Origin of the sequence: Leucobacter salsicius M1-8 (assembly GCF_000350525.1) — a bacterium.
GTDB classification, from domain to species: Bacteria; Actinomycetota; Actinomycetes; order Actinomycetales; family Microbacteriaceae; genus Leucobacter; species Leucobacter salsicius.
Window position 1 is genome coordinate 520540 of sequence record NZ_AOCN01000022.1, and the last position, 23032, is coordinate 543571.

Annotated in this window: 21 protein-coding genes; 18 read left to right on the forward strand and 3 right to left on the reverse strand. The window is 64.7% G+C overall.

Annotation, left to right across the window (positions count from 1 at the left end):
• The first annotated feature begins 56 nt into the window (after window positions 1–56).
• Window positions 57–1079, forward strand: coding sequence for a thiamine-phosphate kinase (thiL, locus tag C795_RS0111495; protein WP_026139639.1), 1023 nt, complete (start codon window positions 57–59; stop codon window positions 1077–1079).
• On the opposite strand, the gene C795_RS0111500 is transcribed toward thiL, so the two are convergent.
• On the reverse strand, window positions 1063–2637 hold the full coding sequence (locus C795_RS0111500; protein ID WP_017793904.1) for a PucR family transcriptional regulator: 1575 nt from the start codon (window positions 2635–2637) through the stop codon (window positions 1063–1065). The genes thiL and C795_RS0111500 overlap by 17 nt on opposite strands.
• 165 nt (window positions 2638–2802) lie before the next feature.
• On the opposite strand from C795_RS0111500, the gene gabT reads away from it, so the two are divergent.
• The 3 genes from gabT (at window position 2803) to C795_RS0111515 (ending at window position 8715) form a co-directional block, all read left to right on the forward strand.
• Window positions 2803–4143, forward strand: a complete 1341-nt coding sequence (gene gabT / locus C795_RS0111505; protein ID WP_017793905.1) for a 4-aminobutyrate--2-oxoglutarate transaminase — start codon at window positions 2803–2805, stop codon at window positions 4141–4143.
• 151 nt (window positions 4144–4294) lie between these two features.
• Entirely contained in the window at window positions 4295–5764 is a 1470-nt protein-coding gene (locus tag C795_RS0111510; RefSeq protein WP_017793906.1) for an NAD-dependent succinate-semialdehyde dehydrogenase, read from the forward strand.
• Window positions 5765–5982: 218 nt separating this feature from the next.
• Window positions 5983–8715 carry a variant leucine-rich repeat-containing protein gene (locus tag C795_RS0111515; RefSeq protein WP_017793907.1) on the forward strand — a complete coding sequence of 911 codons (2733 nt, stop codon included), beginning with the start codon at window positions 5983–5985 and terminating at the stop codon, window positions 8713–8715.
• A 15-nt stretch (window positions 8716–8730) separates the two neighbouring features.
• On the opposite strand, the gene rsmD is transcribed toward C795_RS0111515, so the two are convergent.
• The gene (gene rsmD, locus C795_RS0111520; protein WP_033349545.1) at window positions 8731–9348 is read right to left on the reverse strand and encodes a 16S rRNA (guanine(966)-N(2))-methyltransferase RsmD; all 618 of its coding nucleotides are present in this window, start codon (window positions 9346–9348) and stop codon (window positions 8731–8733) included.
• A gap of 86 nt (window positions 9349–9434) precedes the next feature.
• Between rsmD and C795_RS0111525 the strand changes: the two genes are divergently transcribed.
• The 10 genes from C795_RS0111525 (at window position 9435) to mutM (ending at window position 18906) form a co-directional block, all read left to right on the forward strand.
• Window positions 9435–11636, forward strand: coding sequence for an ATP-dependent DNA helicase RecG (locus C795_RS0111525; RefSeq protein ID WP_051053795.1), 2202 nt, complete (start codon window positions 9435–9437; stop codon window positions 11634–11636).
• A gap of 107 nt (window positions 11637–11743) precedes the next feature.
• On the forward strand, window positions 11744–12664 hold the full coding sequence (locus C795_RS0111530) for an ABC transporter ATP-binding protein (RefSeq protein ID WP_026139641.1): 921 nt from the start codon (window positions 11744–11746) through the stop codon (window positions 12662–12664).
• A 43-nt stretch (window positions 12665–12707) separates the two neighbouring features.
• Window positions 12708–13643, forward strand: a complete 936-nt coding sequence (locus C795_RS0111535) for an ABC transporter permease (RefSeq protein WP_017793911.1) — start codon at window positions 12708–12710, stop codon at window positions 13641–13643.
• A 70-nt stretch (window positions 13644–13713) separates the two neighbouring features.
• Window positions 13714–15123 (forward strand): sensor histidine kinase, encoded by a 1410-nt coding sequence (locus tag C795_RS0111540; RefSeq protein ID WP_017793912.1) that lies wholly within the window; start codon window positions 13714–13716, stop codon window positions 15121–15123.
• Window positions 15120–15806: a response regulator gene (locus C795_RS0111545; RefSeq protein WP_017793913.1), complete on the forward strand. Its 687-nt coding sequence runs from the start codon at window positions 15120–15122 to the stop codon at window positions 15804–15806. The genes C795_RS0111540 and C795_RS0111545 overlap by 4 nt, the downstream gene beginning before the upstream one ends.
• Window positions 15807–15872: 66 nt before the next feature.
• The gene (coaD, locus tag C795_RS0111550) at window positions 15873–16367 is read left to right on the forward strand and encodes a pantetheine-phosphate adenylyltransferase (protein WP_017793914.1); all 495 of its coding nucleotides are present in this window, start codon (window positions 15873–15875) and stop codon (window positions 16365–16367) included.
• Window positions 16367–16936: a YceD family protein gene (locus C795_RS15925; protein WP_017793915.1), complete on the forward strand. Its 570-nt coding sequence runs from the start codon at window positions 16367–16369 to the stop codon at window positions 16934–16936. The genes coaD and C795_RS15925 overlap by 1 nt, the downstream gene beginning before the upstream one ends.
• Before the next feature lie 13 nt (window positions 16937–16949).
• Window positions 16950–17153 (forward strand): 50S ribosomal protein L32, encoded by a 204-nt coding sequence (gene rpmF, locus C795_RS0111560; protein WP_017793916.1) that lies wholly within the window; start codon window positions 16950–16952, stop codon window positions 17151–17153.
• Between the two features lie 10 nt (window positions 17154–17163).
• Window positions 17164–17904, forward strand: coding sequence for a ribonuclease III (gene rnc, locus C795_RS0111565; RefSeq protein WP_017793917.1), 741 nt, complete (start codon window positions 17164–17166; stop codon window positions 17902–17904).
• 6 nt (window positions 17905–17910) lie between these two features.
• Window positions 17911–18906: a bifunctional DNA-formamidopyrimidine glycosylase/DNA-(apurinic or apyrimidinic site) lyase gene (gene mutM, locus C795_RS0111570; protein WP_017793918.1), complete on the forward strand. Its 996-nt coding sequence runs from the start codon at window positions 17911–17913 to the stop codon at window positions 18904–18906.
• Window positions 18907–19139: 233 nt separating this feature from the next.
• Here the strand turns inward: mutM and C795_RS16990 are convergent, their stop codons facing one another.
• Window positions 19140–19385, reverse strand: a complete 246-nt coding sequence (locus tag C795_RS16990; protein WP_198008466.1) for a helix-turn-helix domain-containing protein — start codon at window positions 19383–19385, stop codon at window positions 19140–19142.
• Between the two features lie 326 nt (window positions 19386–19711).
• On the opposite strand from C795_RS16990, the gene C795_RS0111585 reads away from it, so the two are divergent.
• The 4 genes from C795_RS0111585 to C795_RS0111600 all read left to right on the forward strand — a co-directional run.
• Window positions 19712–20934 (forward strand): IS3 family transposase gene (locus tag C795_RS0111585; protein WP_157487079.1). Its coding sequence is split into 2 segments (ribosomal slippage): window positions 19712–19985 and window positions 19985–20934, totalling 1224 coding nucleotides; the frame shifts between segments, so codons are not numbered across the junction.
• Between the two features lie 392 nt (window positions 20935–21326).
• Entirely contained in the window at window positions 21327–21791 is a 465-nt protein-coding gene (locus C795_RS0111590) for a MepB family protein (protein WP_017793920.1), read from the forward strand.
• A gap of 32 nt (window positions 21792–21823) precedes the next feature.
• Window positions 21824–22444: a maleylpyruvate isomerase family mycothiol-dependent enzyme gene (locus C795_RS0111595; protein WP_017793921.1), complete on the forward strand. Its 621-nt coding sequence runs from the start codon at window positions 21824–21826 to the stop codon at window positions 22442–22444.
• 28 nt (window positions 22445–22472) lie between these two features.
• The coding region (locus tag C795_RS0111600) for a DUF6434 domain-containing protein (RefSeq protein WP_026139643.1) at window positions 22473–23032 on the forward strand (560 nt) is incomplete at its 3' end.

Sequence of the window (23032 nt, forward strand, 5' to 3'; positions counted from 1 at the left end):
GGAGCGGGCGCGGGGGTTGCCGGAGGGTGCGCTAGGTTGAAAGGGTGACGGACACGGTGGGACATTCGCTAACAGTCGGCCAAGCGGGGGAACGGCAGGTGCTCGCCAGGGTCCTTGCGCAACTCTCGCACGCAAACGCAGCCACGCTGGGCCCGGGCGACGACTGTGCGGTGCTCGGCGCGGACGACGGCTATGACACCGTCGTCACTACCGACACGATGATCGAGGGCCCCGACTTTCGGCTGGCTTGGCACGGCGGCTTCGAACTCGGGTGGAAGCTCGTGGCGACCAATCTGTCAGACGTCGCCGCGATGGGTGCTGAGCCCACGGCCCTTACCCTCGCGCTCGCGGTGCCCCACGAGACGCCGGTGGCGCTGCTCGAGGAGATCGCCGAGGGGGCCGACGCGGCCTGCCGCACGCTCGCGCCGGGATGCGGCGTCGTTGGGGGAGACCTCGGCACCGCCCCCGTCATAATGGCCGCCGTTTCGGCCCTCGGCCGCGTCAAAACGGGTGGCGCGGTGACCCGGTCGGGCGCGCGCGTGGGGGACACGGTGGCGTACGCTGGCGAGCTCGGTCTCGCCGGGCTCGGCCTCTCGCTGCTGTTTCGGGAGGCATCCGACGGGGGAGTCGCGCACGCGCGCACCCTGGCCACCCTCTGGCAGGAGCACCCCGAGGTACTCGCCGCTCAGCTCGCACCGACCCCGCCGATCCCGCTTGGCCCGATCGCCGGTCACACTGGTGCGACGGCCATGATGGACGTGTCAGACGGCCTCTCGCTCGACGCAGCCCGACTGGCCAAGGCCAGCGGCGTCAGCATCGACCTCGCAAGCGATTCGCTGCGCGAGGGATTCGGCCTCCAGCAGGGCATCGAGGTGCCGATCCAGGCGATGCTCGAGGGCGGCGAGGACCACGGCCTGCTCGCGACCTTCGCACCGGGCGCACGGCTGCCAGACGGCTTCCGCGCGATCGGTCGAGTGCTGGAGGCGCGGCCCGATCCGGAGCTGCTACTGGACGGAAACCCGTATGCCCCCGGGGGCTGGGATCCGTTCGCGCCTATCGCGATTAGTCGCCGGGGCTAAGCCGCAGCGCAGCCCACAGCTCGGCGCGCGCATCGGGCGAATCGAGATCGCGCTGCAGCAGGCTCGCTGCGGTGGCGATCCGCGCCTTGAGCGTGTGCCGGTGCACCCCGAGCTCGGAGGCGGCGGCACTGTATTGACCGTGATGCGCGAGCCATACGCTCAGCCCACGCTCGATCTGATCCTGATGCTTCGCATCGTGCTCGCGCACCGGCGCGAGCAGGCTGAGCGCGCGCTCCCGGGCCTCGGGGTCCCGGCCGAGCAGGTGCAGGACGCCATCGTGCACCGCGGGCCGGTAGTCCACAGGGCCCGTTGCTTCGGTCGAGAGCGCGTGCTCCAGGGCCCGCTCGGCCTGCTCGCGCAGCTTAGCGGCCTCCGCGATCGTGGCCCGCTGTGAGATGCCCGCCGGCACGCCGTGCGCATTGAATACGCGGCGCAAGGACGCGAGGTGGCGGGCCTCGGTGACGATCACGGGTTGCGGCGAGGTGCCTGCGCGCACGAACCCGCGGCTGCCGGCATCGAGTGATCGAAGATCTTGATCGAACGCCGGATCGGTGGCGTGCGGCGCGTCGTATCTGAGCACCGCGATGGGGTTCTCGGGGAGCCGGATCGGGGTGTGGCGGGTGAGCTGCTGTGCGAGATCGAGATCTCCCGCGAAGATGACCTGCGTGAGCGCCTCGCGAATGGCGGCCTGGGCACTGTCGGCGCCGCTGCGTAGCTCGAGCTGCACCGTAGCGAGCGCGGCAATGAGGGAGAATAGGCCCCGCTCGGCGCTATCGGGGGTGCCGCGATCCTCGACTGCGAGCACCCCGAGGACCTGACCGCGCCTACCGAGGGTCTCGAGCCGCATGCCGCCGCCGTCCCGGTCGCCAATGCGCCCCGCGCTGACGCCCCGGTCGAGGAGGCGAGTGGCCTCCGCGCGAATCCACTCACCCCGCGCTTCGGAGTGGTGAACGGAGGGCGCAAACTCGATGATCTTGCCGAAGCGGTCGGTGATTGCCACCCAGCGCCCGAGGCGGGCCGCGGCCTCGCGCACGGCGGCCGCGAGGCCGTGCCGGTGGAGCGAAGCCGCGACCACCGCGCGCTGCGCCTCGATCGCCCAGAGATCTCGCTCGCGGTTGTGCGCCTCGAGGAGCCGGGCCGCAGTTTGCACGATCGCGATGAAGGGAGTGTCGTAGGGTACGCGAAAGAGTGGAAAGCCCAGGGCGTCGCAGGCGTCGACGATCGAGGAGGGCACGCGATCCCAGTGAAGGCCGACGGCGACCCCCAGTGCGGTCGTCTTTGAGTCGATGAGGCGTTGCACATAGGCCGTCGCTTCGGCTGGCTCAATGACCGCCTCGAACCGGGCACCCGTAGTGAGTAGGACGGTGTAGGGGGTAAGGAAGGGGGTCGGATCCTCAAGCTCGCTGATGTGTACCCACTGCACCGGGAGCGATGGCGTGAGGTCGGTTACACCCGCGATCAGTACGAGCCCGAGGTGGTACTGATGCAGCAGTTCTCCGAGCTCGATGAGGGGGTGGCCCGGGGTTCCCTGGGGCACGCTGACCGTTGAATCCTGCATGCGGTACGCCCCTCGTTGAGATAATGCCAGGCTGTCGAAAGGTTCGCCAACCGTTCACCATTGTGGCACCTTTTGCTTTCAGGCGTTGGGGCTAGTCTGAATGCATTAGTTCGGTGCGCGCAAATGGGGCGCGTATCGGCTGTGACACTAAGGAGATACACCACAATGGTTGACATCATCGGCGGCCCGTCGCTTCCCCAGGAGCGCAAGCTCGTTACCAGCATCCCCGGCCCCAAGTCGCAGGAGATGCTGGCACGCAAGAACGCCGCTGTTGCAGCTGGCGTTGGCGTTGCACTTCCCGTCTCGATCGTCGCTGCAGGCGGCGGCGTCATGGTCGACGTTGACGGCAACTCGCTGATCGACCTCGGCTCGGGCATCGCAGTGACCGGCGTGGGCAACTCGGCTCCCGCCGTCGTTGAGGCAGTCATCAACCAGGTACAGCAGTTCACGCACACCTGCTTCACCGTTACCCCCTACGAGGGCTACGTTGCAGTTTCGGAGAAGCTCAACGAGCTGACCCCCGGTGACCACGAGAAGCGTTCGGCGCTGTTCAACTCGGGCGCAGAAGCAGTGGAGAACGCGATCAAGATCGCTCGCCACTACACCAAGCGTGACGGCGTTGTCGTGTTCGATCACTCGTACCACGGCCGCACCAACCTCACCATGGCGATGACCGCCAAGAACATGCCCTACAAGGATGGCTTCGGTCCCTTCGCTCCCGAGGTGCACCGCGTTCCCGCTTCGTACCCCTTCCGCGACGGCCTGACCGGCGCAGAGGCAGCAGCACAGGCTCTGCTTCAGATCGACAAGCAGATTGGCGCGCACAACGTTGCCGCAATCATCATCGAGCCGATCCAGGGCGAGGGTGGCTTCATTGCTCCCGCCGAGGGCTTCCTCCCCGCAATCCAGGAGTGGGCAACCGCTAACGGCGTCGTGTTCATCCTCGACGAGGTGCAGACCGGTTTCGCACGTACCGGTGACCTGTTCGCTGCCAACCACGAGGGCATCGTCCCCGACCTCATCACGACCGCTAAGGGCATCGCCGGCGGCCTGCCGCTTTCGGCTGTGACCGGCCGCGCCGAGATCATGGATTCGGCACACGCCGGTGGCCTGGGTGGCACCTACGCGGGTAGCCCCATCGCCTGTGCAGCTGCACTCGCAACCATCGACACGTACCAGAAGGACAACCTTGCTGAGCGCGCCCGCGAAATCGGCGCGATCATCACGGAGTTCTTCACCGAGCTGCAGAAGACCGATGACCGTATCGGTGAGATCCGTGGCCGTGGCGCGATGATGGCTGTTGAGTTCGTTGAGTCGGGCTCGAAGGCACCCAACGCTGCACTCACCGGTGCAATCGCCAAGTACGCTGCAAACGAGGCAGTTGTTCTGCTCACCTGCGGCACCTACGGCAACGTCGTGCGCTTCCTTCCGCCCCTGTCGATCTCTGACGACCTGCTCCGCGAGGGCCTCTCGATCGTCGCAGATGCGCTGAAGGCTAACGCGTAAGCACTGATGTGCAACTGACGTGGGGGTCTCGCCGGTAATCTGGCTGAGACCCTCCCGTCACTCTGGCGGCATATGCCGCCGTTCCCACAGACTTACCCGCGTGAGCGAGGCCGCGATCCGGCCCCGAACGCGTGACTTGAAAGGACACACCATGGCATTGAAGCCCAATGAGCAGGATCTGCTCGACCGCGTTCAGAGCGGCCTCGGCATCGGCGGCACCTGGGAGCCGGCTACCTCGGGCGCCACGCTCGACGTGCATGACCCCGCGACCGGCGAGGTCATCAAGTCGATCGCTGACGCGACCGTTGAAGACGCCGTGCGTGCCCTCGACGCAGCCGTTGGCGCTCAGGATGCTTGGGCCGCGACGTCGAGCCGCGAGCGCTCCAACATCCTGCGCCGCGCATTCGATCTGCTGATGGAGCGCAAGGAAGAATTCGCGCTGCTCATGAGCATGGAGATGGGCAAGCCCATCGCCGAGGCTCGTGGCGAGGTCAACTACGGTGGCGAGTTCCTTCGCTGGTTCTCGGAAGAGGCCGTGCGCGTTCCCGGTGACTACCGTCAGAACCCCGAGGGTACCGGCAACATGCTGGTCTCGCAGATCCCGGTGGGCCCCTGCTACTTCATCACCCCGTGGAACTTCCCGCTCGCAATGGCGACCCGCAAGATCGCTCCCGCGCTTGCCGCAGGTTGCACCGTCGTTATCAAGCCCGCAGCGCTCACCCCGCTGACCACCATCTTCTTCGCGCAGCTGCTCGAAGAGGCTGGCCTCCCCGCTGGCGTCGTCAACGTGGTTGCAACCTCGAAGTCGAGCGCTCAGTCGAGCGCGCTGCTCAGCGACACCCGCCTGCGCAAGCTCAGCTTCACGGGCTCGACCCCCGTCGGCGTCAAGCTGCTCGAGGCTGCTGCTCAGAACGTGCTGCGCACCTCGATGGAGCTCGGCGGCAACGCTCCCTTCATCGTGTTCGAGGATGCAGATCTCGACCGTGCGGTCGAGGGCGTCATGCTCGCCAAGTTCCGCAACATCGGCCAGGCCTGCACCGCTGCGAACCGCATCATCGTGCACGAGTCGGTTGCTGATGAGTTCGTAGCGCGCGTCTCGGAGCGCGTCAACGCGTTCTCCGTGGGCCGCGGCGCAGAGGAGGGCTTCGACATCGGCGCTCTCGTCGACGACAAGGCTGTTGCGAACACCGCACGCCTGGTCGAGGACGCAGTTGCGACCGGCGCGACGGTCGTCACCGGTGGCGAGGCAATCGACGGCCCGGGCAGCTTCTTCCAGCCCACCGTGGTTGATCACCTCACCCCGCAGTCGGCCATCATGCGCGAAGAGATCTTCGGGCCGCTGCTTGGTGTCATCCGCTTCTCGACCGAAGAAGAGGCTGTCGAGATCGCGAACAACACCGAGTACGGTCTTGTCAGCTACGTGTTCACCGAGAACATTCACCGTGGCCACCGCATGATCGAGAAGCTCGAGACCGGCATGATGGGCCTCAACACGGGCCTCGTGTCGAACGCCGCCGCTCCCTTCGGTGGACTCAAGCAGTCGGGCCTCGGCCGCGAGGGTGGCTTCGAGGGTATCCACGAGTTCCTCTCGTCGAAGTACACGCTGCTGCCGCGTTCGTAATTGACGCGCACCGGTGATGATTTTCACCGGTGCAGCATTCACGCCGCGGGCGTCGAGCCTCCCCACGGGGCTCGACGCCCGCGGTTTTGTATCAACTGGCAATCTCCTAGGGTTCCCATAGGATTAGGTGTTGTAGATGATTGGGCGGTGCCCACTCGACGACAGGAGTCACGATGACGCAGCCCCCTACGCCACCCACTCCACCCTGGGAGCCTGACATGACAGGCGTGTCGGCCGACGCCACCGCCGAGCAGCTGGCCGCGTTGGCGACGACCCGCCCAGATCTGTGGTCAGAGATCAGCGCCCACCCCAACAGCTACGACGGGCTGCGCAGTTGGATCGCTGAGAGTAGCCGTGCTGCCGCGAACGGTGGCCTCGATGCCGATGCAACGATGACGGCGGCGAGTTTCGAGGAGGCGACGCGCACCGTCGCCGCAGCTGACTTTGAGCAGACGGCGGTCGCGAGCAATTTCGAGCGCACCACGGTGGCTGGCAATCTGACTCCGCCTGCTGCCGTTGGCCCCGATCCGGCGTCGTTTCCGGGGATGGGCGATAGCGCGCCTCCGTTCGCGCCCCCATCGCGCAACTGGATGCCCCCGGGGGGCACGCTGCCGGACGTGGCGCAGATGCCCCCGCCCCCGCAGGCCGCGATGCCTGCGTACCCAGCTCCGGCGGCCTTCGGCCCGCCGCCTGTGGGCCCGGCCCCAACGCCCTTTGGTGCGGCGCCGGATCCCGGCTCGCGGCCCAAATCGAAGTCCAAGAAGTGGATCGCGGGCGGCGTTGCTGCTGCCCTCGCGATCTCGGGGGGAGGGGTCGCACTTGCCCTCACCGACACGTGGCCGTTTGGCGAGAGCGGGTTGGGTGGCGGGTCAGCTGCCTCGAGGGTCGCGCAGGGGGATGCTGCCCCGACCTTTGCTCAGGGGATCGAGGAAAAGTGGTCGGTGTCGGGGAGCGATTTGGGCTCCGAGGCACGACTGCTGGGGTATTTGCCCCGCATGCTCGGCCAGATTAACGTCGCAGAGCGCAGCGATCAGCCGGTCCTGCTCGACCCAGGCGTCCTGCTTTCGTTCCGTCCAGATAGTCAGCCGGGCGATGTTCCAGCGAGCTGGGCACTGCTTGATCCGAAAACGGGTGAACCCAAGTGGATCGAGGAGGGCCTGGGGTACGGGAACGCCTGCGCATCCAACGCTGAGTCGACCGAGGCTACGTGCGTCACGAGCTTCGTCGCTGGATCGGAACTCGTGGGCTTTGATGCAGACGGGCTCACAATGCAGGAGCCGAGCCAGGCCGGTTCGGTTCAGCTATTTAAGAAGGGCTGGCAGGTGGTCGGGGACACGAGCAGTGTTCGGTACGATCGGGCTGGCAAGGAAGTTGGCTCCGTCGCAGGCGTCGGCGACTCTGGCGCGAGGTTCGGCAACTCGGGGTCAACCGATTGCGTCTGGATCTCTGGGGGCGAAACCGTTTCCTATGTGGGCGCCGGATGTGCCGGGCCAGAAGACGAGATTCTCGGTGACTTCGAGACGTTTAACTGGGCTGTGGTCGGGGATGAACGCCCCGTGATACTTATTGACAGTGACAGCCGCACAACGGCATTTGATGCCGGGACTCGTGAACAGCTCTGGTCAAAGACCGGAACGCTTCCCGGGTGGTACCAGGCGCCCCAACTCGTGAAGCGCGACTCCGGCGACGGTGTGCTGGTCTGGAACGAGGGCCAGCAAAGCGTCGCAATCGTCGACGTTGAAACCGGTGACGAGGTTAAGATCTCGACTACGGCGAGTGACCGGAACATCGCAGTCGCTGCAGGCCAGGTGTTGGCGTTTAGCGGGAATTCCGAACGCACGCTGTCGTCGGTCGAGGTCTTCGACGGCGAGACCGGCGACGAGCTCTATGCGGGCTCGTTCCCCGAGGTGACCGACGTCGCTGAGGTGGTCGGCGGGCCCAACGGCGTGCTGTTCTCACACTATTTCTGTGACGACTGCTCAACCGCAGAGGGGTCACACTCGCTCGACAGCTACACCTTCATGGGGCCAGCAAACAACAGTGACGGCACGGCCCAGACGGCGGGATCCGTCTCGATTCCCGACACCATCACGATCGGCTGCCCGGCCGACACGATCCTGCTCGCCTGGGCTGAATTCGCCGATGGCTGGGTGCTCGTGTGCGGCGTCTCGACGACCGAACCCACCTTTATGGCGTACCAGGGCCCTGACTCCTCGAAGGTGCTGTACTCGGTGGGAGCGCAGAACCCCACCAGCGCCGACGCCAAAGCTGCCGTTGACTGGGATGCGGGGCTGTCGAGGTATATCGCAGAGCTCGATGGCGGCGACCGCGTCACCCTCGACTACGACATTGGTACGGCCGTGCGTCGCGACTCCGTCGAGCGCAAGACCATCGAGCAACAGCGGTTTGTGCGCTACGTCTTCGTGCCGCTGGGTGAGTCCGTGCGCACCGTGACGGATACCGCTCAGGAGGACGGCGCGTTCGACGTGCAGGCACCCGATGACACAGCGGACGATCAGGTGCGCTACATGATCGAGGTGCTCGAGAAGGCCTATGCGGGGCGTGCTCTCGTGAAGGACGCGCTGCCCAAGCTTGAATACTGCACGGCCTCTGCCGGCGGGTACAGTGACACCGTCTCGGCCATGGAAGCGGTGCGCGATAACCGCGCGGAGCTGCTGTCGTCGCTCGATGCGATGCCCGTGGACAGGGTCCCTGAAGGTAGCGCGCTGCTCGATGACCTGTACGCGGCTATTGAGGCCTCGCACCGGGCAAACATCGAGTACGTGGCCTGGGCCGAAGCGGCCAACGCATCGGGTTGCGCGTCGCTGTCAAGCAAGGGCGCGCGGGCCGCCGCGAGCTCGGACGCACCCAAGGAACGGTTTGCGTCGCGTTGGAATCGTGCGGTCGCACCGAAGTTTGGCGTGCGTACCTTCGACGCCTGGTACATCTAGCCAGCGAGCCCGATGCTAGGGCGTGGGCTGATCCGAATCCTCGAGTGAGGTCGGCTCAGCCCACCACAACTGCGTCTCGCCGTAGTTCTTTTCGCGCACGCGTTCGAGGCCCGCGGGCCAGGCAGGCTCGGGGGAGCGCGTCGAACGTTCCACCATCACGGCGGCATCGGGAGCAAGCAGCGGCACGAGCGCCGCGAGGTTCGCCGCGAGCTCGGTCTCACCCAGGTCATACGGCGGGTCAATGAACGCGACATCCCAGGTAGGCGCCGGATCCCGGTCGCCGCGCGCCTCAAGGAACGCCTGGACCGACTGCCGGGCCACCTCCACCTCAGGTGCGGTACCGCCTGTGCGTGTAAAAGCACCCTTGATTGCGCCCCAGTTGCGGGCGGCTACGCCCGCGGCCTGCGGGTGCTTCTCGACGAGCGTCACCAGGCTCGCTCCGCGGCTCGCGGCTTCGAGCCCGAGCGCGCCTGATCCGGCGTAGAGGTCGAGCACGCGAGCCTCGTCGACCAGTCCCCAAGAATCGAGCGTCGAAAAGATGGCTTCGCGCACGCGGTCGCTCGTGGGCCGGGTGCCCGCCTTGGGCACTTCGAGTCGCAGCGAACCGGCTGTTCCAGAAATGATTCTCGTCACCCGTCGAGAATATCGCGTGCGCGTGGGCGCGCGTTGTGACCGCGCCGTGCCAGCGCGGTGTCCATGGTCGCCGGTACGCTGGGGGTATGGAGAACGTGACGCTTGATACGCGCCTGGTGAGCGTGATCGGTGATCGCTCTGCCAAGGTCCTCGAGCGGGCCTTCGACATGCACTCGGTAGAAGACCTGCTGATGCACTTTCCCCGGCGCTACTCGAAGCGGGGCGAGCTCACGCCGCTCACCGAGCTGCCGCTCGGCGAACACATCACGGTCGTCGCCGAGGTGCTTGAGGTGCGCGAGCGCCGCATGCAGCGCCGCAACGGCAGCCTGATCGAGGCTCGCATCACCGACGGTCAGGGCTTTCTGACGATCACCTTTTTCAATCAGAAGTGGCGGCTCAAGGATCTGCAGTCGCGCCGCCGCGGCATCTTCACCGGCAAGGTGACCGAGTATCGCGGCGCGCTGCAGCTGCAGCAGCCCGACTATGAGATGTTTGAGCGGCGTGAGGATGCGCCGGGCGCGCTGGAGCTGAGTGAGGCCGCCGCGAAGGCGTGGTCGCAGACCCCCGTGCCGCTGTATCCGGCGACCGCGCAGATGCCGAGCTGGTCAATTCAGCAGTCGATCGAAATTGTGCTTGAGCAGCTCGAACCGCTCGCGGAACCGCTGCCGATGTACATCGTGGCTACCGAGGGGCTCATGGACTTCGATCGGGCCATTCGGCTCGTGCACCAGCCCGAGGTTGATGAGCACTGGCAACAGGCGCGCGACAGCCTGCTGTTTCGAGAGGCATTCGAGCTGCAGCTCGCGCTCCTTGACCGACGGCGGTGCGTGGGCCTGGCGCCCGCGATGCCGCGCGACGAAGGCGGTCTGCTTCTCGCCCGGTTCGACAGCACGCTGCCGTTCACGCTCACGGGAGACCAGCAGCGTGCGGGCGCAACCATTGCCAGCGAGCTCGCGGACGTGCACCCGATGCACCGGCTGCTGCAGGGCGAGGTTGGCTCGGGTAAAACCCTGGTTGCGCTGCGCGCAATGCTGCAGGTTGCTGAGGACGGTGGGCAGAGCGCGCTGCTCTCGCCTACAGAAGTGCTGGCATCGCAGCATTACCGCTCCATCATCGAATCGCTCGGTCCCGATATGGCGGCCGAGGTTGGCGTCGTGCTGCTCACTGGGCGCATGCCCGTGGCCGAGCGCAAACGATCGCTCCTGGCCCTTGCTTCGGGCGCGGCCCGCATCGCGGTCGGCACCCACGCCCTCCTGGCCGACAAGGTATCGATGTACGACCTCGGGCTCGTCGTGGTCGATGAGCAGCACCGGTTTGGCGTCGATCAGCGTGAGGCCATGCGACTCAAGGGCAACAACCCGCACGTGCTCGCGATGACCGCGACGCCCATCCCGCGCACTGTCGCGCTCACGGCGTTCGGCGACCTCGAAGTTTCGACGATTAAGGAGCTCCCGGCGGGCCGCCAGGGCATCAAGACCGTCGTGGTGCACGAGGAGTACACCCCCGAACGCAAGCAGCGCATGTGGCAGGAGGTGACGCGGGAGCTTGAGGCTGGCCGCCAGATTTACTTCGTGTGCCCGGCCATCGACCAGGCAGAACTCGACCCCGAACTCGACGCCGACATCGACGGACCCGCGGTAGCTGGCGGAGATAGCGACGGCGAAGCCGCACCAAAGCGCCCCGTCGCGAACGTCGTCGACACGGTCGAACGGCTACGCCGCTCGGCCTGGTACGAGGGCGTGCGCATCGAGGGCATGTACGGCAGCATGCCCACCGACGAAAAAGACCGGGTGATGCGCGACTTCGCCGCGGGCGAGATCGGCATCCTCGTCTCCACGACCGTGATCGAGGTCGGCGTCAACGTGCCCAACGCGTCCATGATGATCGTGCGCGATGCCGACCGGTTCGGCATTTCGCAGCTGCACCAGCTGCGTGGCCGCGTGGGGCGTGGCGAACACGCGGGCCAGTGCATGCTGCTCACCTACGCCGAGGAAGACACCCCCGCGCTTGAACGCCTGCTGGCAGTAGCGAGTACGACCGACGGCTTCGCGCTCGCCGAAGCCGATCTCGAGCAGCGCCGCGAGGGCGACATCTTGGGCACCCGGCAATCAGGCGGTCGCTCCACGCTCCGACTCCTTCGGGTCACTAAACACGGCGAACTCATCATGCACGCCCGAGACGTTGCGGCGGAGCTGCTCGACGGCGACCCGATGCTCGAACAGTATCCGCTGCTGGGCGCGCGCATCGCGGCAGAAGAGCAGCACATTGAGAACCTCGCAAAGTCCTAGTACCCAGGTACCACGCACTCGGCACCGGCGTCCGATGTGCGGGGCGACGCACCCCCGTAGCGTAGTTGTTGAGGCCAGAACGTCTGGCCAGAACACGGGGAATGCTCATGATCGAGGCTCGCGGACTCACCAAGCAGTACGGCGCCAAGCGCGCCGTAGACGACGTCTCATTTAGCATCAAGCCCGGCCAAGTGACCGGGTTTCTCGGCCCGAACGGTGCCGGCAAATCGACCACCATGCGACTCATCCTGGGGCTCGACCGCCCCACGTCTGGCACGGTCACCGTCAACGGCGCGCGCTACACCGAGGTCGATTCGCCGTTGACCGCGGTCGGCGCCCTGCTCGACGCGAAGGGAGTGCATCCCGGCCGCAGCGCTCGCAGTCACCTGCGCGCCATCGCGGCCACGCACGGCATTTCGGATCGCCGCGTCAGCGAGGTGCTTGCGCAGACCGGGCTCGAATCGGTCGCCCAGAAACGCGTCGGCGGCTACTCGCTCGGCATGGGGCAGCGGCTCGGCATTGCGGCGGCGCTGCTCGGCGACCCAGAGGTGCTCATTCTTGATGAGCCGGTCAACGGCCTCGACCCCGACGGGGTGCGCTGGGTGCGCCAGCTGCTGCGCCATATGGCGAGCGAGGGGCGCACGGTGCTGCTGTCGAGCCACCTGATGAGCGAGATGGCACAGACCGCCGACCACATCATCGTGCTCGCCCGTGGGCGGGTCATGGCCGATGCACCGCTCGCTGAGTTTCTCGACGCCCAGGGCCAGAGTACGGTTACCGTGCGCAGCCCCGAGGCCGCACGCCTCGCCTCACTCGTGATGACCGAGACGCCCGACTGCAGCCTCGAAAGCACTGGCAACGACGGATTCGCCGTCACCGGAATCGACAGCGCACGCATCGGCCGTCTCGCGGCGGCAACGGGCATCGAGCTGCACGAGCTCTCGACCACCTCGTCAAACCTTGAGGACGCGTACCTCTCGCTCACACAAGACGCGGTCGAGTATTCGACCGCGCCCGTCGCCGCCTAAGCGCGCCGCCCCACACTCGCGTCTGTACGCAAAGGACTTCATCATGACCACGACCATTTTCATCGACGGCAGCTCGGCTCCGGATCCGCGCGCCTCACACCCCAGCACCGCAGCGCGCCCCGCTGCCGCGAGGCCCGCGGGCAGCCGTGCCGCCGCCGGCGCGAAGCTGAGCTTCGGGGGGCTGCTGCGTGCGGAACGCATTAAGCTCAGCTCGCTGCGCAGCATTCGCTTTACCCTCGCCGCAACCCTTGCCGCGGGGTTTGGCCTCAGCGGCCTGATCGCGCTGCTGTGGAACAGCGAGGCCATGGCCCCTGCGGGCACCCAGACGGCGGCTGAACTGCAGCAGTACCTGTTGATGACCGCCTCGATCTCGGCACCGTTCATCGCGCTCGTGTTCGGTGTACTCGGCGTGCTCGTCATGTCGAGCGAGTATGCGAGCGGACTCATTCTCTCAACTCTCGTCGCGGCACCCCGCCGCACTGCCGTGTTTATGGCAAAGGCCGTCGTGCTCGCCGCCACCGCCGCGATCACCGCCATTATCGTAATCGGTGGGGGGCTGCTGATCGGCGTGCTGTTCCAGCCTGCCGCAGCGGAGCAGGTGTTCAAGACGCAGGTGATGACGGGCGCCCTCGGCACAGCGGCTTACCTGACGCTGCTTGCCCTCTTCGCCTTCGGCATCGCGACGCTCACCCGCAACGCGGCCGCAGGTATCGGCATCGTGGCCGGTGTCACCTTCGTCGCGCCGATCGCATTCTCGATGCTGATGATGGCGAACTGGGAGTGGGTGCCCACGGTGATCGACTACCTCCCCACGCAGTTGGGCAACACGCTCTCCATGGGCATCATCCCGGCCGCAGACGCTGCGGCCGCCGGCGTCTCGGGCGTGGGGTACGCCGGCTCGCTGCTCGCGATGGTTGTCTGGGCAGCCGTCACAGTGATTCCCGCCGCCATCGTCTTCCGGCGACGCGACGCGCACTAGACGCAGCATTAGACAGGTGGTGGCCAGCGGCGTGAGCCGCTGGCCACCAGTGATTGACTAGGGTGAACATATGATGAGCGCGACCGGCACCGAGATGCGGCTGCCTAAACCGCCGGGCATTATGCGGCGGTTCCTCGCGGACCATCCACTCGCCGTCGACGTGTTTATCGTCGTCTGGTACATCATCGGCTCCTGCTTTGGGATCCTGCTTGATGGAGCCATGGCGTCGAGCGAGGCCTTCATCGATGCGCAAGGCGCCCCCGGCGCGATCGAAGCCGCCTCTGATTTCTTTGCACTTCCCGTCTATTTGCAGTGGCCGTGGTGGCCATTTGCGGCGCTCCGGATCCTCATCATCGCGGCCGCGCTGCTGTACCGGCGCCGGTATCCGCTCGCCGGGCTTGTAGTGGTGTCGCTCGCGTCGTTCGGCGAGCATGGCGTGCAAAGCCTCGCCACCGGTGTGGCACTCTGCTTCATGATTTATGCAGTACCCGTGTACCGAAGCGTGGCCGCGGGCTGGATCGGATTCGCGATCGCCTATGTGGTGGGGCTGCTGCAAATGATTCTGCCGCTGGGACTCGCGCCCGCGGCAGCGTTTGAAGCAAGCGTGGCAGGCACTGCCGCAGATGTTTCCGTGAACCGGCAAGAGTTCATCGTGATCGCGATCATCTCGGGGCTCTGGTATGTCGCCATATTGATGCTCGGCATTAACCTGGGCAACCGTCGCAGGTACCTGGCCGCGGTCATCGATCGGGCTCACCAACTGGTGCTTGAACGCGATCAGCAGGCCAAGCTTGCTGTCGCTGAGGAGCGCGAGCGCATTTCCCGCGAGATGCACGACATCGTTGCGCACTCGCTCTCCGTGATGATCGCGTTGTCGGAGGGGGCCGCCCGGGCCGCAGCCAACGCCCCAGAGGCCGCCGCAAACGCGATGCGCAAGAGCGCCGAGACCGGCCGGAATGCGCTCGCCGAAACTCGGCGACTCCTCGGAGCGTTGAGCGACGGCGATGTAGAACTCGCCCCGCAGCCCTCACTCACCGACCTGCCCGAGCTTGCCCAAGGGTTTCGCGATGCCGGGTTGCAGGTCGGGCTGCGCATCGAGGGTCAGCCCTCCGGCGACCGCGGCCAGGAACTCGCGGTCTATCGCGCGGTGCAGGAGGCCCTCACGAATACGCTGCGGTATGCGGGGCAGGGAAGCCGGGTCGAGGTCACGGTGCGTAGCGAGCCCGAGCAGACCTGTGTCTCGGTGCGGGATTACGGCTCGATTGCCGGATCAATCCCCGCCCAAACTGGGCTCGGGGCCGGTAAGGGGCTCGCGGGCATGTCGGAGCGCGCCCGCATGCTCGGCGGCACGGCCCACTCCGGGCCAGCCGAAGACGGTCCCGGCTGGCAGCTGCGTGTGACGCTGCCCGCAGCGATCAACGCCAGCGGATCCCAGGAAGCCGCTGATCCGGAACCTCAGACAGATATGGAGAAACCATGACCGGCCCCAAGATTCGCGTGATGATCGTTGATGACCAGGAGCTGATTCGCACAGGTTTCTCGCTCGTGCTGGGCGCCGAACCGGGCCTGGACGTTGTCGCAGAGGCCGGGGACGGTGGCGACGCGCTTTCGGTGCTTGAGCGACTGGACACTGAAGGGATAGGTTGCGACATCGCGCTCATGGATGTGCGGATGCCCGGTATGAACGGCATCGAGGCGACCGCCGAGATCGCGCGACGTTTCCCCGAGACCCGGGTGCTCGTGCTCACCACGTTCGACCTCGACGAGTACGCGCTTGACGCGATCCGGGCGGGTGCCGCAGGCTTCCTGCTCAAGGACGCCAAGCCCGAGGAGCTCGTTACCGCGATCACGAAGATCGCCGCCGGTGACTCCGCGATGGCGCCCAGCGTCACCCGCAGGCTCATTGATCGGATCGGCCTCGGGCAGCAGGCCCCGGGTGCGGGCGCGGCCTCGGCCCAGCGGGATCCGGCGCTCGATCAACTCACCGAGCGCGAGGCCGAGGTGCTCACGCTCATCGCATCGGGCCTCAATAACGCCGAAATTGGGGCGAGCCTGTTTCTTTCGGAGTCGACCGTGAAGACACACGTTGGCCGTGTGCTCTCGAAGCTCGAGCTTCGCGACCGCGTGCACGCCGTGATCTTTGCGAAAGAAAATGGAATGTAGCGTGTGTCGTTCACTCGCCGGGCAAGTATTCGGAATTCCCCCTGGCGGCACCGCTAGGGTAGAGGCATGAGCAAGATTGCCGTCGTACCCGGTTCCTTCGACCCGGTCACGCTGGGGCACCTCGACGTGATCCGGCGCACCGCCAAGATCTTCGACGAGGTCCATGTGCTCGTGGTGCATAACCCGGGCAAAGATGCGATGCTGCCGATCTCTGAACGCGTCGGTCTCATCCAGAAATCAATCGCCGAGGACTCCGAGATTCCCAGCAACGTGCTGGTGGCCTCGTGGTCGATGGGATTGCTCGTTGACTACTGCACCGAGGTGGGCGCGAATGTGCTCGTCAAGGGCATCAGGTCGCAGATCGATGTCGCTTATGAAACCCCGATGGTGCTTATGAACCGCAGCCTCGCCAACGTCGAGACCGTGTTCATGCTGCCAGACCCCGCGCACGCCCACGTGTCGAGTACTCTCGTGCGCCAGGTCGCATCGCTCGGCGGCGACGTCACCCCATATGTACCGAAAGCGGTCGCCCGCTTCCTCGATAAGACAAGGCCCGTTTGATGAACGCCACGCGCGTATACGAAGAAAACATTCGCGATCTCGCGAACCGGCCGGGGGAGATGCGCGAACGCTCGCGCGTCATCTCCGTGCCCGAACAATTTGGCGAGGCTCTCGCTGTGGTGCCCGCGGGTACCGAGATGGAGCTCGAGGTGCGTCTGGAATCGGTGCACGAGGGCGTCCTCGCGTCGGTTAAGGCGTACACGACCCTGCAAGCTGAATGCGGCCGATGCCTGAAAGAATTCGCCACGCCGTTTCAAGTCGAGTTCCAGGAACTTTTCGCGTATACTCCTACGGAGGCCGACGACTATGGGGTTCACGGTGATCACGTGGATCTTGAACCCCCGCTCCGAGACGCGGTAGTGCTTGCACTTCCGTTCCAGCCAATGTGTCGCCCGGACTGCCCGGGGCTCGATCCCGAGTCCGGTGAGCTGCGCGAGGCCGAGGCTGCGGTAGAGTCTGACGTGGATCTTGATCCGCGCTGGGCAGCACTGGCCCGCTTCGCTGCGGGCACGGTCACGGCTGACGAAAAACCTGACTCGGGGGAGCTTCCCGAGTCTAAAAGCAAGTAGGAAAGAGAACATCATGGCTGTTCCCAAGCGGAAGATGTCGCGCTCGAACACCCGTCACCGCCGTTCGGCGTGGAAGGCTTCGGTCCCGACCCTTGTCAAGACTGTAGAAAACGGCAAGACCGTTTACAGCCTTCCCCACCGCGCTCGCGTGGTCGAGGATTCACAGGGCACCCCCCTGTTCCTCGAGTACAAGGGCCGCAAGGTCGCTGACGCGTAAGACTTTTCGCGTGACAGGGAACGAACACTCGATCCCGCACACCGAAGCTGGAACGCCGTCGGGAACGCCTCAGGGCGGTCCCGGCGGCGTTCTTCGTTCGTTCGGTGTCGCGGTTGACGAGGAGCTCTTGCAGCTCGCATTTACACACCGCTCGTGGGCGTACGAACATGACGGTGCACCCCACAACGAACGCCTCGAATTCTTGGGCGACTCGGTGCTGGGCCAGGCCGTCACGGTGATGCTCTACCGCACCTACCCGCAGCTTGCCGAGGGCGACCTAGCAAAGCGTCGCGCATCGTTAGTCTCCAGTGTCGCGCTGTCAGAAATCGCCCGGGGCCTGGGGTTCGGCGAGTTCTTGCGCCTCGGTAAGGGTGAAGAGGGGACCGGCGGCCGCGAAAAGGCCTCGATTCTCGCGGATTCCGTGGAGGCTGTGATCGGCGCAGTCTATTTGTCGACTACCCCCGAGGTGGCCGATCGGTTTGTGCTCGACCTGATCAAGCCGTTGCTTGATGACCCCAATCGCTTCGAGGCCTCGCTCGACCCGAAGACCTCGCTGCAGGCGATCGCGGCGTCGCTCGGCATGCCGCACCCGCCGTACCTCACGGCCGGCACCGGCCCCGACCACGCCAAGCGCTACACGTCTACCGTGACGCTCGACGGCGTCACCGGGTTTGGCCGCGGCACGAGCAAGAAGGTCGCCGAGCTTGCGGCAGCGCGTGACGCGGTGCGGCAGTTCGGCCCGCGTTCGTAGTCGCGTATGCCTGAGCTGCCCGAGGTAGAAGTAGTGCGGGCGGGGCTTGCCCCCGCCGTCACCGGCGCCCGCATTATCGGATGCGAGGTGCTCGACCCTCGGGCGCTCAAGCGGCACGTGCCGCTCACGGGCGGGTTCTCCGATGGCCGCAGTGGGCACGGGGTGACTCTGACGGCTGCCGAGGGTGCGCTGCGCGCCGCCGACTTCGAGCGGCGGGTGGTGGGGCTGACGCTTGCCGCGCCCGTTCGCCGGGGCAAGTTCATGTGGATTCCGGTGGCGGCTGGTGTTGCAGTCGATGGCGGTGACGGTGACGCTGGCCTCGCTTTGCTCGCGCACCTCGGGATGAGCGGGCAGATGCTGCTGCGCGACCTCGATGCCGGAGACGATCGGCACGTGCGTATCAGGCTCTGGCTCGAGCACCCGACCCACGGGGAGCTGCGCCTCGACTTCGCCGACCAGCGACTGTTCGGATCGCTCGCGCTCGATGACCTGGTGCCTGATCTGTTTGCGGCTACTTCGGAGCCGTTGGTGCCGTCTTTGCCGTTGGTGCCGGGTCAAGCGGTGCACATTGCACCCGACCCGCTCGAACCCACGTTTGACGACGCCGCGTTCGTGTCGCGGCTGCGCGCCCGCTCGCGCGGTGTCAAGCAACTGATCCTTGACCAGTCGCTCGTGAGTGGCGTGGGCAACATTTACGCCGATGAGGCGCTGTGGCGGGCGCGGCTGCACCCCGAGACTGCGGGGTCATCGGTGAGCGTGCGCAAAGCGCGTGAGCTGCTGGTCGCGCTGCGTGACGTGTTCGAGAAGGCGCTTGCCGAGGGCGGCACGAGCTTTGACGAGCAGTACGTGAACGTGAACGGGCAGGCGGGTCATTTCCAGCGAGAACTTCATGTTTATGGACTTGAAGGTAACCCTTGCTCCCGATGTGGCAACGCTATCACACGGAAGAAGTTCATGAACCGTTCCTCGCATTTTTGCCTGGTCTGCCAGCAAAAACGCTGATTCGCGTTCGGTGCGGATCTCGGCTCGTGCAGCCGCGATTTCTGCTCAACGGTCACCACGTGTACGCAAACGGGAGCCCGCGAACGTCCCACTTCCCATTAACATTCATGTTTTCATAGCAAAACGCAGAAAACTACCCTTGAACAGGGGTTTATTTTTCTCGGTCACGAGTACCCAAAAATGGTCGCCAGCAGCGAACGCTCGGATACCGGGCGTGTCGCGAGCCTGTGTGCCTATCGATTAACTTCAGGCTCATCGACGGTTGCGAGAAGTTCCGCTGGCGAGACCTCGAGCGCGCGAGCGAGCCGAATGATGACATCAAGGGTCGGATTGCGGCGTGCTCGCTCTATTCCGCTGATGTATGTGCGGTCTAATCCGGCGTGGTGCGCAAAGTCTTCCTGGGAAGCCCAGCCCTTGGCTTTTCGTAAATCGCGAATCCGGTCGCCAAAAGCGATGCGATGGGCGGGGATAGAAGTCACGTAAGTAACGCTCCTCCAGTGTTGACGATCGGTCCACGGACTATGAGTCACATCTGTGTTAATCTGGCGCGGTTCGAAGAAGAGCGCTAGCAGGGGCGCAAGTGGAAGGAGATCACGTGGTCGACGTAGGGGAGTGGCTAGACATCAAGGAAGCGGCAGAGCGCCAGAAACTGAGCGATACGACGATCCGCAATCACATCAGAAAGGCACGCTGCCCTCGGTGAAGCGTGTGGTCACTGGGCGTGACGGCCGCATGGTCACCAAGCGATTAGTTCGTGTGATTTGGCCTGGTTAAAGTTCCGATCTTTTACAAGGATAGGAACACCATGGCCAAGAAATACGAACCCGAGTTCCGTGAGCGCGCCCTCCGCATGCTCACCGAAGCTCTACCCGAACACGCAAGTCTTCATGCGGCGAGTAAACACATCGGCGGGCTCCTTGGAGTCTCGCCCGACACGCTTCGCGTCTGGCATCGCCAAACCCAGGTCGACGCTGGCGCGAAGCCCGGTGTCACCACCGATATGAATGAAGAGAACCGTCGGTTGCGCCGCGAGAATGCGGAGCTTCGGAAAGCGAATGAAGTTCTCAAAGCTGCGAGCATATTTTTCGCGCAGGAACTCGACCGGCCACGATCGAAATGATCCGATTCATCGATAAGTATCGTGATCGTTTCGGGGTCGAGTTCCTCTGCCGCACGCTACGTGCGGCAGTCCGTGGTTTCCTCACCTCACGCGGGTATCGGGCAGCGAGGAACCGGCTGCCTTCAGCTAGGCACCTCCGTGATGAGATCCTCATCCCGGAGATCACGCGCCTCCACCACAAGCATTACGGCGTGTATGGTCGCCGCAAAATGCATGCCCTATTGCGGCGTGAGGGCTGGGAAATTGGCCGTGACGCCTGCGAGCGGCTCATGAAGATCGCTGGAGTACGCGGCGTGCAACGCTCGAAACGGGCATTCACCACGAAGAGCGACCCGGCGGACCGGCTGCCAGGTGATCTCGTGAATCGGAACTTCACTGCGGCAGCACCGAAGCGGTTGTGGGTCGTCGACATCACCTATGTTGCGACGTGGTCTGGGTTCGCGTACGTATCGTTCGTGACCGACGTGTACTCGCGCAGAATCGTCGGCTGGAATGTCGCTTCAACACTCAAGGCCGAGGTATTGCCGTTGCAAGCGCTTGAGATGGCGGCCTGGCAGGCCGGTGGTGATCTCGAGGGGTTGGTGCATCACAGCGACCACGGCTCGAATTATATGTCGATGGTCTACACCAACCGGGTCGCAGAGCTCGGCGCGATCCCGTCAACCGGGACAGTCGGCGATAGCTACGACAATTCGATGGCTGAAGCAGTGAACGCGCTCTACAAAGCCGAATTGATCAGGCAGCAGGGGCCTTGGAAAACGGTCGAGCAGGTCGAGCTTGCGACGTTGGAATATGTGTGGTGGTGGAACAACGAACGCCTTCACGGGGAGCTTGATATGCGTACCCCTGCAGAGGTTGAAGCGGCGTACTACGCTGTCACTGAACCGTTGCCCGCACTGACGATGTAACGGACAACCATGTCGGAACTTTAGTCAGGCCAAATCAAGGTCTCGGTTTTGTCCTGCTGTGTGGCGGAATCATCATGGGTGTGCTCGCGTCCGGTGAGCGAGCAATGCAACGGCAGGAGCTCGCCGCTTCGGCACGCGAGGGGTCGTAAGGCGTGGCGACAATAGTGCGCCACCAAGCTGCTACTTGAGGTCTCGTGTTGCCGGCCACACACCCACGACACGATCTCTGACCGGGTTGTGGCCGAACCGCGTGCATAGGGCGACGAGCACATGACGGCGATTCCTGCGCATGTTGTCGTGAGTACTGTTGCCTCGACGCTGTTTGGACAGATGCTGCCGGCGATGGATCGTCTTCGCGCAGTAGATTTCGACCAACTTGGTATCTTGAGTGAATGCGGTTCACGGCGTTTGAAGAGTTTGTCACGTTCGTAGGGGACGAATACGGGGAACCGGGGTACCCGCAGCCCGAGGAACAGAACGGCGACTACGAATCTGGAACTGTCGTATTAGGGTCCCAGGAATGGCGTATTCGTACCGCTCGCGTGACTCCGAAGAAGCCGGGAGCATTTGTAGCGGTATGGAGACGAAACCCAGACGGAGAGACCTGTCCGTTCGAATCAAACGAGCACATTGATGGGCTCCTGGTGTTCGTGCGCGACGGCGAGCAGTTCGGGTTCTTTCAGTTTTCTTCGAACCAATTGGCGAACCTTGGAATCACGAGCTCTGCTGCACAAACGGGCAAGCGGGGGTTTCGGGTGTATCCAAGTTGGAATACAGGATTGAATCGACAGGCGACGTCGACTCAACGGGCCCAGTCCTCGGCATTCCGAATGCTGCTTTCCGGTGCCGCACAGTAGCCCGTTGCCCCGGCTCCACTTATCCTTGAGTCATGACTGCGCTGTCTACCGAGATCTCATTGTTTGCCGCGGCAGCTGCGTGGGCGGCACAGGTGGTCACCGCTCTGCCTGACACGGCCTGGGAGCGCCCCGGCCTCGGCCGTTGGAACATGCGCGCACTCGTCGGGCATACGAGTCGAGCCTTACTCACCGTCGAGCAGTACTCCGCGACCAGCGCCTCGCACGAGGCGGCCTTGAGCGCCGAGGACTACTTTGAGCAGGTCGCGAAACTTCCTGGGGTCACTGATGACGCAGTGTTTCAACGGGGAGTCGAGGCGGGCGTGGCGCTGGGCGAGTCACCCCAGACGGAATTCGCTGCGATTGCCAAGCGGGTACCACGGCTACTTGCGAGCGAGTCGGATCGGCTGATCTCTACCCTTGCGGGCGGAATGATGCTCAGCAATTACGTTCCGACGCGCACTTTCGAGCTGATAGTGCACGGCCTCGATATTGCCCGCGCAGCTGGACTCAAGGTCGAGCCACCGCGGCCGTGTTTGGCTCTTGCACTCGAGTTGAGTGTGCACCTTTCGCTGCGCGCAGGAACTGGGGTGCCACTACTGATGGCGCTCACCGGCCGGGAAGGTCTTCCTCAAGGATTTTCAGTGCTGAAGTGAGAGGCTGGGAGTCAGCTAGGTTGGTTCGGTGACTTCTACTCCTGCAGCTCGCCCCATTCTCGCCCCTGGGCTCCTTGAAGAGGAGTTTCTTCAGTGGTATTGGCTGAAGGCGGAGCTCGAATCATTCGCGCGCCAACTCGACATTCGGGCGACGGGGAGCAAGGACCTTCTCACCGCCCGGATCGGAGCGGCTCTGGCCGGGAGACCCTTTGCGGAGCCGGCCCCTGCGCGGCGGGCCGGCGGATGCCAACTCTCCGGTGTACTCACCCCCTCCACGGTCATCCCAGAAGGGCAGCGATCCAGCCAGGTCGTGCGCGCGTGGATGCTTGAACAGATTGGTCCGAGCTTTCACTTCGATGCCGAAATGCGTGAGTTCTTTGCCGCTTCCGACGGCACGAAGACCATGCAGGACGCGGTCGACCATTACCTGTCGACTCGAGACCAGGGCAGCAAGAGCATTGATGGACAGTTTGAGTACAACCGCTTCACTCGTGCCTGGCACCAGCAGCATCCGACGGGTTCGCGCGACAAGCTCCTCACGGATTGGCGCACATATCGCGATACGCCGATCGATCAGCGCGGTCGAAT

Bases quoted from the DNA above. Each gene is read 5' to 3' on its own strand.
- C795_RS0111500 (WP_017793904.1), bottom strand. From the start codon at position 2,637: ATGCAGGATTCAACGGTCAGCGTGCCCCAGGGAACCCCGGGCCACCCC.
- gabT (WP_017793905.1), top strand. From the start codon at position 2,803: ATGGTTGACATCATCGGCGGCCCGTCGCTTCCCCAGGAGCGCAAGCTC.
- C795_RS0111510 (WP_017793906.1), top strand. From the start codon at position 4,295: ATGGCATTGAAGCCCAATGAGCAGGATCTGCTCGACCGCGTTCAGAGC.
- C795_RS0111515 (WP_017793907.1), top strand. From the start codon at position 5,983: ATGACAGGCGTGTCGGCCGACGCCACCGCCGAGCAGCTGGCCGCGTTG.
- C795_RS0111525 (WP_051053795.1), top strand. From the start codon at position 9,435: ATGGAGAACGTGACGCTTGATACGCGCCTGGTGAGCGTGATCGGTGAT.
- C795_RS0111530 (WP_026139641.1), top strand. From the start codon at position 11,744: ATGATCGAGGCTCGCGGACTCACCAAGCAGTACGGCGCCAAGCGCGCC.
- C795_RS0111535 (WP_017793911.1), top strand. From the start codon at position 12,708: ATGACCACGACCATTTTCATCGACGGCAGCTCGGCTCCGGATCCGCGC.
- C795_RS0111540 (WP_017793912.1), top strand. From the start codon at position 13,714: ATGATGAGCGCGACCGGCACCGAGATGCGGCTGCCTAAACCGCCGGGC.
- C795_RS0111545 (WP_017793913.1), top strand. From the start codon at position 15,120: ATGACCGGCCCCAAGATTCGCGTGATGATCGTTGATGACCAGGAGCTG.
- coaD (WP_017793914.1), top strand. From the start codon at position 15,873: ATGAGCAAGATTGCCGTCGTACCCGGTTCCTTCGACCCGGTCACGCTG.
- C795_RS15925 (WP_017793915.1), top strand. From the start codon at position 16,367: ATGAACGCCACGCGCGTATACGAAGAAAACATTCGCGATCTCGCGAAC.
- rpmF (WP_017793916.1), top strand. From the start codon at position 16,950: ATGGCTGTTCCCAAGCGGAAGATGTCGCGCTCGAACACCCGTCACCGC.
- mutM (WP_017793918.1), top strand. From the start codon at position 17,911: ATGCCTGAGCTGCCCGAGGTAGAAGTAGTGCGGGCGGGGCTTGCCCCC.
- C795_RS0111590 (WP_017793920.1), top strand. From the start codon at position 21,327: ATGCGGTTCACGGCGTTTGAAGAGTTTGTCACGTTCGTAGGGGACGAA.
- C795_RS0111595 (WP_017793921.1), top strand. From the start codon at position 21,824: ATGACTGCGCTGTCTACCGAGATCTCATTGTTTGCCGCGGCAGCTGCG.